The organism is Paenibacillus vulneris (assembly GCF_039543185.1).
Classification (GTDB): Bacteria; Bacillota; Bacilli; order Paenibacillales; family NBRC-103111; genus Paenibacillus_S; species Paenibacillus_S vulneris.
The window spans coordinates 135,639-150,321 of sequence record NZ_BAABJG010000022.1 but is presented as its reverse complement, the minus strand read 5'-3'; the positions used below and the strand labels follow the sequence as shown (position 1 = coordinate 150,321).

16 protein-coding genes and 1 other annotated feature are annotated in these 14,683 nt (G+C 49.8%); of the genes, 13 read left to right on the top strand and 3 right to left on the bottom strand.

Features of this window, described 5'->3' with window-relative positions:
* The first annotated feature begins 8 nt into the window (after positions 1–8).
* The 6 genes from ABEA66_RS20525 to ileS all read left to right on the top strand — a co-directional run bounded on the left by ABEA66_RS20525 (position 9) and on the right by ileS (position 6,250).
* Positions 9–692: a YggS family pyridoxal phosphate-dependent enzyme gene (locus tag ABEA66_RS20525; protein WP_345590334.1), complete on the top strand. Its 684-nt coding sequence runs from the start codon at positions 9–11 to the stop codon at positions 690–692.
* A 180-nt stretch (positions 693–872) separates the two neighbouring features.
* On the top strand, positions 873–1,301 hold the full coding sequence (locus ABEA66_RS20520; RefSeq protein WP_079910473.1) for a cell division protein SepF: 429 nt from the start codon (positions 873–875) through the stop codon (positions 1,299–1,301).
* A 26-nt stretch (positions 1,302–1,327) separates the two neighbouring features.
* Complete coding sequence (locus ABEA66_RS20515; protein ID WP_079910472.1) at positions 1,328–1,597, top strand: YggT family protein; 270 nt, start codon at positions 1,328–1,330, stop codon at positions 1,595–1,597.
* 9 nt (positions 1,598–1,606) lie between these two features.
* Complete coding sequence (locus tag ABEA66_RS20510) at positions 1,607–2,389, top strand: YlmH family RNA-binding protein (RefSeq protein ID WP_345590331.1); 783 nt, start codon at positions 1,607–1,609, stop codon at positions 2,387–2,389.
* A 115-nt stretch (positions 2,390–2,504) separates the two neighbouring features.
* Positions 2,505–2,984: a DivIVA domain-containing protein gene (locus tag ABEA66_RS20505; protein WP_079910470.1), complete on the top strand. Its 480-nt coding sequence runs from the start codon at positions 2,505–2,507 to the stop codon at positions 2,982–2,984.
* Positions 2,985–3,065: 81 nt separating this feature from the next.
* Positions 3,066–3,313: a binding site (T-box leader), on the top strand.
* Between the two features lie 168 nt (positions 3,314–3,481).
* Positions 3,482–6,250 carry an isoleucine--tRNA ligase gene (gene ileS, locus ABEA66_RS20500; protein ID WP_345590328.1) on the top strand — a complete coding sequence of 923 codons (2,769 nt, stop codon included), beginning with the start codon at positions 3,482–3,484 and terminating at the stop codon, positions 6,248–6,250.
* Between the two features lie 60 nt (positions 6,251–6,310).
* Here ileS and ABEA66_RS20495 read toward each other — a convergent pair whose 3' ends face one another.
* Positions 6,311–7,066 (bottom strand): TraR/DksA C4-type zinc finger protein, encoded by a 756-nt coding sequence (locus ABEA66_RS20495; protein ID WP_345590326.1) that lies wholly within the window; start codon positions 7,064–7,066, stop codon positions 6,311–6,313.
* Between the two features lie 109 nt (positions 7,067–7,175).
* On the opposite strand from ABEA66_RS20495, the gene lspA reads away from it, so the two are divergent.
* From lspA to ABEA66_RS20470, 5 genes are all read left to right on the top strand, one after another.
* A complete protein-coding gene (lspA, locus tag ABEA66_RS20490) occupies positions 7,176–7,667 on the top strand; it encodes a signal peptidase II (RefSeq protein WP_192702683.1) in 492 nt (163 codons plus the stop codon).
* 5 nt (positions 7,668–7,672) lie between these two features.
* Positions 7,673–8,620, top strand: a complete 948-nt coding sequence (locus tag ABEA66_RS20485) for an RluA family pseudouridine synthase (protein ID WP_192702682.1) — start codon at positions 7,673–7,675, stop codon at positions 8,618–8,620.
* 15 nt (positions 8,621–8,635) lie between these two features.
* Positions 8,636–9,790, top strand: coding sequence for an aminotransferase A (locus tag ABEA66_RS20480; RefSeq protein ID WP_179135986.1), 1,155 nt, complete (start codon positions 8,636–8,638; stop codon positions 9,788–9,790).
* A 174-nt stretch (positions 9,791–9,964) separates the two neighbouring features.
* Positions 9,965–10,387 carry an SRPBCC family protein gene (locus tag ABEA66_RS20475; RefSeq protein ID WP_345590322.1) on the top strand — a complete coding sequence of 141 codons (423 nt, stop codon included), beginning with the start codon at positions 9,965–9,967 and terminating at the stop codon, positions 10,385–10,387.
* Positions 10,384–10,779, top strand: coding sequence for an ArsR/SmtB family transcription factor (locus tag ABEA66_RS20470; RefSeq protein ID WP_079910464.1), 396 nt, complete (start codon positions 10,384–10,386; stop codon positions 10,777–10,779). Before ABEA66_RS20475 ends, ABEA66_RS20470 begins: the two co-directional genes overlap by 4 nt.
* 62 nt (positions 10,780–10,841) lie before the next feature.
* Here ABEA66_RS20470 and ABEA66_RS20465 read toward each other — a convergent pair whose 3' ends face one another.
* Together ABEA66_RS20465 and dapD are read right to left on the bottom strand one after the other, a co-directional pair.
* Positions 10,842–12,002, bottom strand: coding sequence for an N-acetyldiaminopimelate deacetylase (locus tag ABEA66_RS20465; RefSeq protein WP_345590321.1), 1,161 nt, complete (start codon positions 12,000–12,002; stop codon positions 10,842–10,844).
* 78 nt (positions 12,003–12,080) lie between these two features.
* Positions 12,081–12,791, bottom strand: coding sequence for a 2,3,4,5-tetrahydropyridine-2,6-dicarboxylate N-acetyltransferase (gene dapD, locus ABEA66_RS20460; RefSeq protein WP_079910462.1), 711 nt, complete (start codon positions 12,789–12,791; stop codon positions 12,081–12,083).
* Between the two features lie 398 nt (positions 12,792–13,189).
* Between dapD and pyrR the strand changes: the two genes are divergently transcribed.
* A complete protein-coding gene (gene pyrR / locus ABEA66_RS20455; RefSeq protein ID WP_377739583.1) occupies positions 13,190–13,726 on the top strand; it encodes a bifunctional pyr operon transcriptional regulator/uracil phosphoribosyltransferase PyrR in 537 nt (178 codons plus the stop codon).
* Entirely contained in the window at positions 13,723–14,631 is a 909-nt protein-coding gene (locus ABEA66_RS20450; protein ID WP_079910461.1) for an aspartate carbamoyltransferase catalytic subunit, read from the top strand. Before pyrR ends, ABEA66_RS20450 begins: the two co-directional genes overlap by 4 nt.
* The last annotated feature ends 52 nt before the right edge of the window (positions 14,632–14,683 follow it).

The following is a 14,683-nucleotide window of genomic DNA, read 5'->3' as shown; positions in this document are numbered from 1 at the left end:
TTCACGTTTTGCAATTGACGCAAACTATACCATATGTAGAAGACAGAATAGCCCAAGCATGCGCCCGTGCCGGACGTGATCGTAACGAGGTTCAGATTATTGCGGTAACCAAATATGTTTCGCTGGAAACCACGGGAAGGGTGCTTGAGCAGGGGCTCCATCATATCGGGGAAAATCGGTGGCAGGACGCACAGGCCAAATGGGAAGCGTTCGGCCATCAAGGGACCTGGCACTTTATCGGTCATCTGCAGACGAATAAGGTCAAGGATGTCGTGGGGAAATTCGCTTATATCCATTCTCTGGACAGGCTTTCTCTTGCCAAGGAAGTGGATAAAAAGGCAGCCGCTATGGGGATAACGGCCCAATGCTTCATCCAGCTGAATGTTTCCGGGGAGGAGACGAAGTACGGATTGCCTCCGGAAGAGCTGAATGCATTTATCGAGGCGATCCGGGAACTGAAGAACATCCGCATCGTCGGTTTCATGACAATGGCTCCTTATGAGGCTGAGCCGGAAGCGACCCGTCCGGTATTCCGCCGGCTTAGGGAATTGAGGGATGAAATGAATCTCGAGAAAGCGCTCGGCTACGAGGTGCCTCATTTATCGATGGGAATGTCCAACGATTTCGAGATTGCGATTGAAGAAGGAGCGACCTGGGTCCGTTTGGGATCCGTTCTCGTGGGTAAGGAATAACAAGATAAGCTTGCGATGCAAGTTTCACCGTAGGTGAAACTCAGTAAATGCTTACGAAGTAAGTTTCACCTACGGTGAAACTCAGAGAATGCTTACGAAGTTAGTTTCACCTTCGGTGAAACTCAGCAAATGCTTACGAAGTAAGTTTCACCTACGGTGAAACTCTAAGGAGGAGAGGACATGAGCGTCATGAACAAATTCATGAACTTCTTGGGATTACAAGATGAAGAAGAAGTGGTAGAGCGCGAGCGGGTTGTCGAGCAGCAGCCGGAAGAACCTGAAACCAATCCGACCGAAATGCGTAGAAATAAGAATAACGTCGTGAGTATCCATTCGCAAAAAAATGTGAGGGTGATGCTGACCGAGCCCAAATCCTATGATGACACTCAGGAGATTGCCGATTATCTGCGCTCCCGCCGTCCAGTTGTCGTCAATCTGCATTTGGTCCGGCCGGATCAAGCAACACGGATCGTAGACTTTCTTAGCGGTACGGTGTATGCGCTCAACGGCTCGATTTCGAAGATTGGACCTAACATTTTTTTGTGTACGCCGGATACGGTTGAAATTCATGGCTCCATCTCGGAAATACTGGGTCATGACGGGTATTAACATTAACTGAAAACGGGGTGAACAGCTTGTATTCCACGATTGACGGATACATTTACACGCTCATAGAAATTTATACATATATGCTGATCGCCTATGTGCTGCTTTCCTGGCTTCCAAGCGCAAGGGATAGCTTTATTGGTGAGATTTTAGGCAAGCTGTGCGAGCCCTACTTGTCCATCTTCAGACGGTTTATTCCACCTATCGGCGGCATGATCGATATCTCCCCGATTATCGCATTAATCGCTCTTCGTTTCATTGGCGAAGGCATTCGTGCCATTGTGAACTTTTTCGTATAGGTGATGGCATTGAATGTAGATCAAATTTACTCGCATTTCCATCCAGACGAGCACCGGTTTGTAGACAAAGCGGCGGAATGGGTCGAACGCGCTCAGCAGCATTCGGTCAAGCTGACCGATTTCCTGGACCCTCGGCAAGCTTTTATTCTCTCCACCCTGGTGAATCGAACTATGGATGTACAGGTACGCTTCGATGGAGGGCATGAGCATGCGGAGCGGCGGCGGGCACTGGTGGCTCCAGACTATCGTGTCCTTGAGGATGAGGATATGGGGATCAGCCTCATCTCCGTCACATCGCTGGATGATAAGCTGAAGGAGCTCGATCACAGCGATTACATGGGCTCGATTCTGGCTCTTGGCATCAAACGGGACAAAATCGGCGATATCCATGTATCGGATCAGGGCTGCCACTTTTTGGTAGCTGATGAGGTTGCGGATTACATGCGGCTTAACCTGCAGCAGGTTCATCGGGTGCATGTCCAGACGGAGCTCCTGCCGATGGAGAAGCTATTGGTAGCCGATACCAAGCTTGAGGAGATAGGATTGTCGGTTGCATCCTTGCGATTGGATGGCATTGTAAGCGATGTATACCATTTGAGCCGCGCCAAAATCCTAATTCCGATCAAGGCCGGGAGATGTAAGGTGAATTGGAAGCAGGAAGAGGATCCGAGCAAGCCTTTAAGGGCCGGAGACGTCGTTTCCTTGCAAGGCTTCGGACGCTTTAAAGTGCTCGAAATTGAAGGATTAACCAAAAAAGGCAGATTCCGCGTTAAAATCGGCAAATATGTATAGATTGCCGATTTTTTTTATGGAGATTGAAGGAAAATGCAGCCTGCTGTCGAATATAGCAATACGTGTCTGACATAGAACAATTTCGGAATGTTGCAAATATTCAGGAGGTGCAGCAATGGCGTTAACACCGTTGGATATACATAATAAAGAATTTGGCCGTTCTTTCCGCGGTTACGATGAAGATCAGGTCAATGAATTTTTGGATCAAGTGATTAAGGATTACGAGGCGCTGATCCGTGAGAATAAGGATTTGCAGAATCAGTTGGCCGCCATACAAGAAAGGCTCGATCATTTCTCCAATATTGAGGAGACGTTGAGCAAAACGATCATCATAGCACAGGAAGCGGCGGACGAAGTCAAAGCCAATTCTAAGAAGGAAGCGCAGTTGATTATAAAAGAAGCGGAAAAGAACGCGGATCGTATTATCAATGAGTCGTTGGCAAAATCGCGGAAAATTGCGGTTGAAATCGAGGAGTTGAAAAAGCAGGCTTCCATCTACCGCACCCGCTTCCGTACTTTGCTTGAAGCGCAGCTGGAGCTGCTCGGTAAAGAAGACTGGAGCTCACTGGAACGAATGGAGATTGAGCACACCTAGGCCGGTGCCGTCTCCTAAGAAGCTCGGTTGACTCTGTCTTGTATTTTCGTTATACTCCGTAATGAGTAAAACTAAATGACAACCAAAACGATGATTGGGACGAGTACTTTACGTAAGCGTGATCAGCGAGTCGGGATAATGGTGGGAGCCCGGCCTCCGCAGTAATAGGAAAATCACCCATGAGCATCTCTTGAACCCTTAGTAAAGCAGATCGGGTGATTCCGTTACAGATCATAAGAGTGGAGACTAATAGCAGCATATGGTTGTTCTAATGCCAGACTGCATAATGTCTTAATCAGGGTGGTACCGCGAGACTTCTCGTCCCTAGGGGATGAGGGTCTTTTTTTGTTCCCTCGTATCGATCGATTGCGATCCTGCTGAGCCAAGGGCATCTGCAGAGGGCGGCAAACGCCTTTAATCAGCTCTTCTTCATGGATAGACAGAGAGGGTCCTGTTACGAGGCCTATATGATTTTATTGAAGGGATGGAAGCAACAAATGGATTATGGAAAAACATTAAACCTGCTGCAGACGGATTTTCCGATGCGCGGCAATCTGCCTCAGGCGGAGCCGAAAATGCTGGAACGCTGGAACGAAATGGACATTTACCGCAAGGTTCAGGAGAGCCGTAAAGGAAAGCCAAAATTTATTTTGCACGACGGTCCTCCTTATGCCAACGGGGAGATTCATATCGGACATGCCATGAACAAAATTTTGAAGGACATCATTGTCCGCTTCAAAACGATGCAGGGCTATGATGCGCCGTATGTTCCTGGATGGGATACCCATGGGCTGCCTATCGAGCAGGCTATTGCAAACGGCGGCAAAGTAGACCGCAAAAAAATGAGCGTTCATGAATTCCGTGAATATTGTAAGGAATACGCACTGCAATGGGTGGAGAAGCAAAAAAGCCAATTCCAGCGCCTTATGGTTCGTGGTGACTGGGATAATCCGTATATTACCTTGCAGCCGAAATACGAAGCTCAACAAATTCGTGTGTTCGGAGAAATGGTGAATAAAGGGTATATTTATAAAGGCCTGAAGCCGGTTTACTGGTCTCCATCCTCCGAAAGCGCACTGGCAGAGGCAGAGATCGAATATCAGGACAAGACATCCACTTCCATTTATGTAGCCTTCCAGGTGCAGGATGGTAAAGGCAAGCTTCCTGAGGATGCTTCCATTGTCATCTGGACAACGACGCCATGGACGCTTCCCGCTAACTTGGGTATCAGCGTTCATCCTGACTTCGATTATGCGGTTGTGTTGGCTGACGGGAAGAAATATGTCCTTGCAGCGGGTCTTCTGGAGGCTGCCTCCAAAGAAATCGGCTGGACGGATGTACAGGTGCTTTCCCAACTGAAAGGCAGTGAGCTGGAGTTTGTGCTTTGCAAGCATCCATTCTACGACCGTACATCGCTTGTGATGGTGGGCGAGCATGTAACGCTGGATGCCGGTACGGGCTGCGTACATACAGCTCCAGGACACGGGGAAGACGACTTTATCATCGGCCAGCGATACAACCTGGGTGTGCTTTGTCCCGTAGACGATCAAGGTCATTTTACCGCCGAGGCTCCAGGCTTTGAAGGCATGTTCTATGAAAAAGGCGGCAAGCTGGTCACCGAGATGATCCAGGAGTCCGGACATCTGTTGCACATGACGACGATTCAGCATCAGTATCCGCATGACTGGCGGACGAAGAAGCCGGTTATTTTCCGCGCCACGGAGCAATGGTTTGCTTCCGTTGACAAGTTCCGTCAAGAGATGCTCGACGAAATTAAACGGATTCAATGGACACCGAATTGGGGAGAGGTTCGTCTTCATAATATGATCGCGGACCGCGGAGACTGGTGTATTTCCCGCCAGCGTGTATGGGGCGTTCCGATTCCGATTTTCTACTGCCGCAGCTGTAATGAACCTGTTGTTAACAACGATACCATCGAGCACGTTGCTCAAATTTTTGAAAAGGACGGATCCAATGCATGGTTCCAGCTGGATGAGCAAGAGCTGCTGCCGACTGGTACGGTATGTCCGAAATGCGGCCACGACCATTTCCGCAAAGAAACCGATATTATGGACGTGTGGTTCGATTCCGGTTCCAGCCATGTAGCGGTTCTTGAGACGCGTGAAGAGCTGCAATGGCCTGCAGATCTCTATCTGGAGGGCTCTGACCAATACCGCGGATGGTACAATTCTTCCCTTATTACCGGGGTAGCTGTGAAAGGGCAAGCGCCTTACAAAGGCATCCTGAGCCATGGATTTACACTGGACGGCGAAGGCCGCAAAATGTCCAAATCCCTCGGAAATACGGTGGATCCTAACAAAGTATGCGAGAAGCTGGGCGCCGATATTTTGCGACTGTGGGTTTCTTCCGTGGATTATCAATCGGATGTTCGTATCTCCGATAATATTCTGAACCAAATTACGGAGGTTTACCGCAAAATCCGTAACACGCTGCGCTTCCTGCTGGGCAACCTGTACGACTTTAATCCGGGCACGGACCGGGTTGCTGCAGAAAACATGAACGAGCTCGACCGGTTTGCCTCTGCACAGCTTAACCGGATGATCGATCGGGTTATCAAAGCTTATGACTCCTATGAGTTCCATATTGTTTATCAAACCGTTCATCATTTCTGTGCGGTAGAGCTGAGCGCATTCTATCTGGACATCATCAAGGATCGCCTGTATGCCAGCGCACCGGCCGATGCGGGACGCAAAGCGGCACAAACCGTATTATATGACGCTTTAACGGCAATAACTAAATTGATTGCGCCTATTCTGCCTCATACGTCCGAGGAAGTATGGATGCACATTCCTGGGGCAGAGCTGGATAGCGTTCAGTTAAGCGAATTCCCGGAAGTGAACAAGGCATTGTTCGACGCGGCTCTGGAGAGCAAATGGGAGCAATTTATCGGAATTCGCGACGATGTATTGAAGGCTCTCGAGGAAGCGCGCAAGGAGAAAATCATCGGCAACTCGCTTAGTGCCGCCTTACATTTGTACCCGGATGCAGATACCTTCAAGCTGCTTCAAAGCTTCGAGCAGCTGGATCAGCTGTTCATTGTCTCTGCAGTAGCTCTTCATGAGCCTGGTGCGCAAGTGCCGGAAGGAGCTCATTCCTTTAAAGGGCTGTCGGTTCAAGTAGTTGTAGCCGAAGGCGAGAAATGTGAGCGCTGCTGGATTGTTACGCCGGAGGTAGGTCTTGACGAGGAGCATTCCACTCTATGTAAAAGATGTGCCAGTGTGATGAAGCAAACGGCTGGAGTTTAATCTTGGGGAAGGCTTCCGGCAGAAGAGATCTTTTGCCGGAAGCACCTGTTTTCTTAAGGCTTAATAGTAACCTTCGTCCGATACTTCCAGATCGGGCTCCAGGAGTCCTTCGCCTTCACCGTTGTGAAGGTATTCTTGATAAGCGCGGTTTCGTACTACGGTGACATGCTGGCCGTACATATCCGTTGCCAAGAAGCTTTCGAATGATTCTACGTAACCGTCATGCTCGTCTGCCTCGATTTCCATGTCATTGTAATCGTCGGAGACATTGGGATTTTCGGCCATGGCCGGAGTGTTGGATGTTCCCCAGCTTTCAACGATTTGCCATGCGTCTTCGCCGTCAAACTGATTTTGATCGGCCTGAGCGTCCAAGCTGGTCCTGCCGAACGGCGGAGCCAGAAATTCTTCTTCAACAGGACGTCCTTCCGATGCATGAGGATCAGGGACATGCTCAACGCAATAAAGTGTAGTTGGTATAGCCTGCAGCCGCTCGAAAGAAATAGGGGCTCCGCAGGTGTTACAATAGCCATATCGGCCATTATCGATTCGTTCTAATGCTTCCTTCACATCTATAAGATGGCGCTCCCGGTTTTCATGCAAAGCAATATCCTTGCTTCGTTCGAATAACTCTGAACCCAGGTCAGCGGGATGGTTATCGTTGGTGGACAGCTCACCGGTTTGATTTCGAAGCGATTCGCTCAGACCGAAATGCTCGTTAGTCTCCCAATGATCCTCGAGCCATTGCTTTTCTTCCTGCAGTGTTCGCTTTAGTTCTTGCAGCTGTCGGGAATTGATTGCGTTCGGTTGATCCGGCATGGGGCCGCCTCCTTTTTTAGAATCACGTTGCCTCTATTTTTTACGAATAGTGACCTTTTTACATAGGAAAATCATTGTAGTAAAGGAAGCGAACTAAGGAGATGAAACATTGATCTATTACATCTACGCATTGATTGTGCTTCTTTTGGACCAGGCGACGAAATGGCTTATCGTTAACAAATTGCTGATAGGCGAGTCCAGATCGGTCATCGGCGAATTTTTTCAAATTACGTCTCACCGTAACCGCGGCGCTGCGTTCGGCATCTTGCAGAACCAGAGATGGTTTTTTATCGTAATTACGTTAGTGGTCGCTGCCGCTGTCATCTGGTATCTGCAAAAAACGCGCAAGGAAGGCCGCAGGCTGCTGCCGTTTGCGTTAAGCCTCTTGCTGGGCGGAGCTCTAGGCAATTTTATCGACCGCGCTTTGTTCGGTGAAGTGGTTGATTTTCTGCAGTTCCGTTTTCAGTTTAACTGGTTCGGAACGCCTGTAGACTATACGTACCCGATCTTTAATATTGCAGACTCCGCCATTGTTGTAGGGGTTGCACTTATTTTCATTGATTCGCTCATTAGCTGGAGCAAGGAAAGGAGAGGCGCATAATCGACATGTCAGTTTCGGATCAAGAGCAGCTGGAGTCAACGTTGGAATGGATCGCCGGAGCTGAAGACCGGGGAGAGCGGATCGATAAATTCATAACCGAGTCGTTGGAAGAGGATGTGTCTCGCACGCAAGTGCAGCAGTGGATTAAAGACGGGCATCTTACCGTCAATGGAGCCACCGTCAAAGCGAATTATAAAATAGCGGAAGGTGACCGGCTGCTCCTTACTATTCCCGAGCCGGAGGAGCTTAATCTGGAGCCGGAGCCGATTCCGTTGGAGGTCGTCTACGAAGATTCCGATGTCATTGTTGTCAATAAGCCGCGGGGGCTTGTCGTTCATCCTGCACCGGGACATTATTCCGGCACCTTGGTTAATGCGCTGCTGTATCATTGCAAGGATTTATCCGGCATTAACGGAGTCATGAGACCCGGTATCGTACACCGCATCGATAAGGATACTTCCGGACTTTTGATGGCGGCCAAAAATGATTTGGCGCATGTTTCTCTAGCCGCTCAGCTGAAGGAGCATTCCGTCAACCGCAAATATTTGGCCGTTGTCCACGGCAACGTGGCGCACGATAACGGCACCATCGATGCACCTATCGGAAGAGACCCTCATGACCGTAAGCTCTACACGGTGACAGATAAAAACAGCAAGCATGCGGTAACCCATTTTGTCGTGCTGGAAAGATTCGGCGACTTCACCTTGCTGGAGTTAAAGCTGGAGACGGGACGCACCCATCAAATCCGGGTTCACATGAAGTTTATCGGGCATCCGCTGGCAGGAGATCCGGCATATGGGCCGGTCAAAAGCAAGCATGTAGGCATGGACGGACAAGCGCTGCATGCGGCTGTTCTTGGGTTTGTGCATCCGCGGACGGGAGAGCATCTGCAATTTGAGGCAGAGCTCCCTGAAGATATGCAGCATCTGCTGCATGTGCTAAAAAATCGATAAGGACGGATGGAAGATATGGAACATTTGATTAATGCCAAAGTGAAGGACATCCAAATCTCAGGTATCCGTAAAATATCCAATCTGGTGAGTACGTATAAGGATGCGGTCACCTTGACGATCGGCCAGCCAGATTTTCCAACACCCGACCATATTATGCGGGCGGCTAAGGCGGCTATCGATGCGCATAAAACGACGTATACTCCGAATCCCGGAATGATTGAGCTGCGTCAAGCGGCCGCGCAATTCTTAGACCGGAAGTATGGGCTTAAGTACCGTCCGGAAACCGAGGTCATCGTAACGACGGGAGCGAGTCAAGCGCTCGATATTACGCTGCGCACGATTCTTGATGCGGGCAGCGAAGTGATCTTGCCAGGACCTATTTATCCGGGCTATGAGCCCCTCGTTCGCTTATGCGGAGGAGAGCCGGTCTATGTGGATACCCGGGCCAATGGCTTCAAATTAACCGCTGAGCTGCTTGAGCCTCATATTACGGATAAAACAAGATGCATCATATTATGTTATCCTTCCAATCCTACGGGACGGGTGTTGAGTCAGCAGGAGCTGGCGGATATTGCGCGGCTGCTTGAGGATAAATCCATCTTTGTTATCTCGGATGAAATCTACAGCGAGCTCATTTATGATCAGCCTCACTTTTCTCTGGCTGCCTTCCCGGCAATGCGGGAGAAGACGATCGTGATTAACGGCTTGTCGAAATCCCATTCCATGACCGGATGGCGGATCGGCTTCACGTTTGCGCCTGAGTATTTATCGCAGCATATGGTAAAGGTCCACCAGTACAACGTTACCTGCGCAAGCTCCATCAGCCAGTATGCCGCGCTGGAAGCTTTGACCAACGGGATAGATGATGCGCTGCCGATGAAGGAAGAATATATGGTGCGGCGGGATTTCGTATATAACCGGCTCCTCCAAATGGGCTTTGAGCTGGATAAACCGGAAGGAGCATTCTATTTGTTCCCTTCCATTGAACGGTTCAAGCTTACCTCGATGGATTTCACGATGAGGCTCCTTGAGGAACAGCGCGTTGCCGTCGTTCCTGGCGATGCTTTTTCTATCTACGGGGAAGGGTACATCCGAATTTCCTATGCTTATAGCAGGGAAGTGCTCGAGAAAGCGATGGATCGCTTGGAGACTTTTGTCAAGAAGCTATAATATTTAATTATCACCGCGGAAAATCGATCTCCGCGGTTTTTTGCTGTAGGGATAAGCGAATAAGACCAGGAGGCTTATAGGTAAAATAAAGGGGTTGACGCGAAACTAAATGGTTTCGTATAATCATAAGTGAAACCTTTTGGTTTCATAAAATGACCCTGGAGGAATTATAAGATGAGCCAAAATACATTGCCCGATATTCGTCAAACCTTAACCTTGAAAGCCCCTATACAGAAGGTATGGAATGCTGTAGCTACTTCCGATGGTATCGCGGCCTGGTTTATGCCGAATAATTTTCAGCCAATCGAAGGATATGAATTTCATTTAAACGCAGGTCCCTTTGGAGATTCACCCTGCAAGGTAACTGTGATTGATCCCCCGAACCGTCTTTCCTTCCGATGGGGAAAAGACTGGACACTTTCCTTCGAATTGGTTGAGAAGGGTGATCAAACGGAGTTTACCCTCATTCATTCCGGGTGGGATGCGGATAAGGTGACGGAGTTCGGTCAACCGCATACGGCAGTGAGAGAAAATATGGCAGGCGGCTGGAACGGAATCCAGAAGAAGCTGGCAGCCTATGTTGAAGGGTCGCAATGAGCTCTTCATCGCCAAAACACGATGTGTTTCAAGCGATAGCAGATCCTACCCGACGCAAGCTGCTGCAGCTGCTGGTTCAAGAGGAGGAAATGCCGGTTACGGTTATAAGCGGGCATTTTCCTATGAGTAGAACGGCTGTTTCCAAGCATCTGCGGATATTATCGGATGCCGGGCTGGTGAAGGAAAGAAAGGTTGGCCGCGAGACCCGGTACCGTCTGGATACAGAACCGCTTCAGGAGCTCAAGCGATGGCTCAGCTTCTATGAACGCTATTGGGAGAATAAAATGGCGGCATTAAAGCGTTATGTCGAAGCGGATGAATCCGGGGAAAGCGGGGGCTCCCTCGAGTTGGTGGAGGCCAAGAAAGCATTGGAAGACGAATCATCCCTATAAATAAAGGAAGCTCCTTCGCCCGGTTGGGCTGAAGGAGCTTCTTTCATTTAAGAGAGATATTTTTAGTTGGACTGGCTGGATTTCCATGTCACATAGCTCGTAATTGTCTGAATGGCAAGATCTATCGCCTGCTCGTTCGGCTCGATTTTGGCATGATGAAGCCCGTACGGCGTATCTACGCCGAGCCAGAACATGAAGCCGGGGATGGCCTCCAGTAAATAACCGAAATCTTCGCCTGTCATCGCCTCTGTACATTCAATCAGCTGCATCTTGCTCTGTTCTTGTACCCAAGTCATGAACTCGGTCGTAAGCTCCGCATGATTGAAGACTTGACGGTAATTGGCGCCATAATCGATATCCACCTTACAGTTATAAGCCGTTTCCATGCCTGCGGTAAGCGATTCGATCCGTGACTTAATCAAGGTCATGGTCTCGGCAGACAAAGTACGGATGGTCCCTTCCAGACGAGCCTTCTCGGCGATGATGTTCTGCTTCGTTCCGCCGTCGATCTTGCCGATGGTAATGACCGCCGAATCCAGCGGATTTACGTTGCGGGAGATGATTGTCTGCAGCTGGGATACCAGCTGGCAGGCTGCGATAACCATGTCGTTAGCCTGATGCGGATAAGCAGCATGTCCGCCTTTGCCGGTCAAATCAATGAACAGCTCGGACGTATTGGCGAATAAAATTCCGGGTCTGGTCGCAATCGTGCCGACAGGATATTCCGGAGCAACATGCATGGCTATGATTTGATCCGGCATCCATTCCTTGAGCTCCTCGCTCTCGAGCATCGGCTTGGCCCCGCCGGGCCCTTCCTCAGCAGGCTGAAAAATAAACGTGATGTCGTCACGAATCGGATGGTGAACGAAGTGTGTCAATACGCCCAACCCGATGGACATATGGACATCATGACCGCAGGCATGCATAAAGCCTTCATGAATGGACCGGAATTCATACGTTGTGTCTTCTAGTATAGGCAGCCCGTCCATATCGGCGCGATAGCCGAAGCGGCGGACAGGCGCTGTCCCTTTTACATTCACCAGAATGCCGGTACGCCATGTGCGGAGCTCATAGCGGTCCTCAGGAAGGGACTTGATATAGTTGAGCAAGTATTGCTGGGTTTTGAACTCCGCGAAGCCCGGCTCGGGAATTTGATGCAGCTCCCTGCGAATAGCTACAAATGGGCTTGGATTGTCGACAATGCTTCTGCCGGATGCAGACATGGGGCAGCCTCCTTGATCAAGTGTTCGTTATACAAAAAGCCCGGCGAGAATCGCCGAGCCCTTGTCAGGCACATTGGTTTACAGCGTGCGCAGGTCTTGCAAAATTTCGGTTTTGGATTTGGTTTTAGCATCAACGGTTTTGATGACGCGGGCAGGGGCACCGGCAACAACTGTATTTTCCGGAACGTCTACCGTCACGACAGCACCGGCAGCAACGACAGAGCCCTTGCCGATACGAACGCCTTCAAGCACAACAGCGTTGGCGCCGATAAGCACGTCATCCTCGATAACAACCGGTTGAGCTGAAGGAGGCTCGATAACGCCCGCAATGACGGAGCCTGCACCAATGTGGCACATAGCGCCGATTTTGGCACGTCCGCCAACGACAACGTTCATATCGATCATGGTGCCTGCACCGATGGAAGCACCGATATTGATGGAAGCGCCCATCATGATGATTGCATTGTCGCCGATTGCCACTTTATCGCGGATAATCGCGCCCGGCTCGATACGAGCGTTGATGTTCTTCAGATCCAGCATAGGAATCGCGGAGTTGCGGCGGTCATTTTCCACCACGTAATCTTCGATTTTGCCTTGGTTTTCGTCAAGGACGCGTTTTACTTCCGTCCATTCACCGAATAGAACGCCGCTCTTACCGGAGATGAAGGATTTGATTTCTGCTCCGAAATTGATGGATTCCAGATCACCCTTTACATATACTTTCACTGGGGTTTTTTTCGTGCTGGTTTTAATAAAATTAATTACTTCTTCTGTGTTCATTTCTACCATGAAAATTCCAACTCCTTATGTAAAATACCGTGTGCCGGACCAGTGTCGGGCGCAACGAAATCATTCCTTTCCTTTATAGCATACATGAGGGGGTTCTAGCAATGTATCTGTCGACATACATCGACACTCGCTATTGACAACGGCTAATGATCATGAGATAATGCTCGTAACTGAATAGCACCTTTAAGTATCAGTCCCGTGAGGCTGGCAAGGTGAACGAATGGAATGAACGGTAATGGAGACATCTCCGTAGTCTGCGCGTACAGACTTCGTGTGTCCACGGCCGCTTCTATCTCTGTGCACGCAAACCTTGCCTAATAAGCAAGGTTTTTTGTTTTGCCAATCACATCCTGAGCAGGAGGTCGAAGACCTTGGCGGAAGAAAAAGAGCATGTGTTAATGGACGAAACGGGCATGCGCCGCGCGTTAACCCGGATCGCCCACGAAATATTGGAGAGAAATAAAGGCTTCGAAAACTGTATGTTGATCGGAGTCCGCACACGAGGCATTTACCTGGCGAGAAGAATTGCCGAGCGCATCATGGAAATTGAGAACGTACCGGTTCCCATCGGTGAAATCGACGTAACCCGGTACCGGGATGACCGTTCGGGCCGAATGGAACGCGCGGTTCACAAGAGTGACGGCGCTGCATCGGGAATGGATATTCAGAATAAAAAAATTATTTTGTTCGATGATGTTCTCTTCACAGGACGAACGGTCAGAGCGGCCATGGACGCCTTGATGGATCTGGGCAGACCGCAAATGATTCAGCTCGCCGTGCTTGTCGACAGAGGTCATCGCGAGCTGCCGATCCGGCCCGATTATGTCGGAAAGAACATCCCTACCTCGAGGCTTGAATCCATCGAGGTGCTGCTGAAAGAAGTGGATGGCTCGGATCAGGTAGTCATAACGCAATATAGGAGGCAAAACGGATGACACAGTTGAAGGTTGCAGCAGAGAGACATTTGTTAGGCACCAAGGGCATGAGCGCTGAAGATATCACATCCATACTGGATCGAGCCGCATATTGGGAGCAATATCCGGTGAAGCTGGCGAATCACCTGCAAGGCCGTTTTGTAGCCAACATGTTTTTTGAGAACAGTACAAGAACCCGATTCTCATTTGAAGTAGCGGAGAAGAGATTGGGCGCTGAAGTTCTGAACTTCGCGGCGGCCGTTTCAAGCGTACAAAAGGGAGAATCGATTTACGATACCGTTAAAACGCTGGAATCCATGGGCATTGACGCAGGAGTCATCAGGATGAAGCCGAACGGCCTGCTCGCCGAGCTGGCGGAGAAGATTAAAGTGCCGCTGATTAACGCGGGCGACGGCAGCAACGAGCATCCGACCCAGGCTCTGCTGGATCTCTACACGATGCGCAAGCACTTCGGACATCTCAAAGGATTGAATGTATCGATCATCGGAGACATTCAGCACAGCCGCGTAGCGCGCTCGAATCTGTGGGCGCTGCAAACGATGGGTGCCAAAGTGAGCTTGTGCGCACCAGTAAGTATGCAGGCACCTGAACTGGCTGCCTATGCACCTTACGTATCGATGGAACAAGCCATCCAGGCCGATGTAGTGATGATGCTGCGGGTTCAGCTGGAGCGTCACGAAGAGAACACCTTCAAGTCTACAGAGGACTATCGTGAAGCGTACGGATTGACAGTGAAGAGAGAGGCCATGATGCAAAAGCATGCGATCATCATGCATCCGGCCCCGGTAAACCGGAATGTGGAAATCGACGATGAGCTTGTGGAATGTGAGCGTTCCAAAATTTTCGCGCAGATGGGTCACGGTGTACCGATCCGGATGGCGGTCATCGAGAGAGCGTTAAGCTAACATACGATTCATGGAATGCTGCTTGACAGCGAACGGAATCAGCTTGAATCCA

Bases quoted from the DNA above. Each gene is read 5' to 3' on its own strand.
- ABEA66_RS20520 (WP_079910473.1), top strand. From the start codon at position 873: ATGAGCGTCATGAACAAATTCATGAACTTCTTGGGATTACAAGATGAA.
- ABEA66_RS20505 (WP_079910470.1), top strand. From the start codon at position 2,505: ATGGCGTTAACACCGTTGGATATACATAATAAAGAATTTGGCCGTTCT.
- ileS (WP_345590328.1), top strand. From the start codon at position 3,482: ATGGATTATGGAAAAACATTAAACCTGCTGCAGACGGATTTTCCGATG.
- ABEA66_RS20495 (WP_345590326.1), bottom strand. From the start codon at position 7,066: ATGCCGGATCAACCGAACGCAATCAATTCCCGACAGCTGCAAGAACTA.
- ABEA66_RS20485 (WP_192702682.1), top strand. From the start codon at position 7,673: ATGTCAGTTTCGGATCAAGAGCAGCTGGAGTCAACGTTGGAATGGATC.
- ABEA66_RS20480 (WP_179135986.1), top strand. From the start codon at position 8,636: ATGGAACATTTGATTAATGCCAAAGTGAAGGACATCCAAATCTCAGGT.
- ABEA66_RS20475 (WP_345590322.1), top strand. From the start codon at position 9,965: ATGAGCCAAAATACATTGCCCGATATTCGTCAAACCTTAACCTTGAAA.
- ABEA66_RS20470 (WP_079910464.1), top strand. From the start codon at position 10,384: ATGAGCTCTTCATCGCCAAAACACGATGTGTTTCAAGCGATAGCAGAT.
- ABEA66_RS20465 (WP_345590321.1), bottom strand. From the start codon at position 12,002: ATGTCTGCATCCGGCAGAAGCATTGTCGACAATCCAAGCCCATTTGTA.
- dapD (WP_079910462.1), bottom strand. From the start codon at position 12,791: ATGGTAGAAATGAACACAGAAGAAGTAATTAATTTTATTAAAACCAGC.
- pyrR (WP_377739583.1), top strand. From the start codon at position 13,190: ATGGACGAAACGGGCATGCGCCGCGCGTTAACCCGGATCGCCCACGAA.
- ABEA66_RS20450 (WP_079910461.1), top strand. From the start codon at position 13,723: ATGACACAGTTGAAGGTTGCAGCAGAGAGACATTTGTTAGGCACCAAG.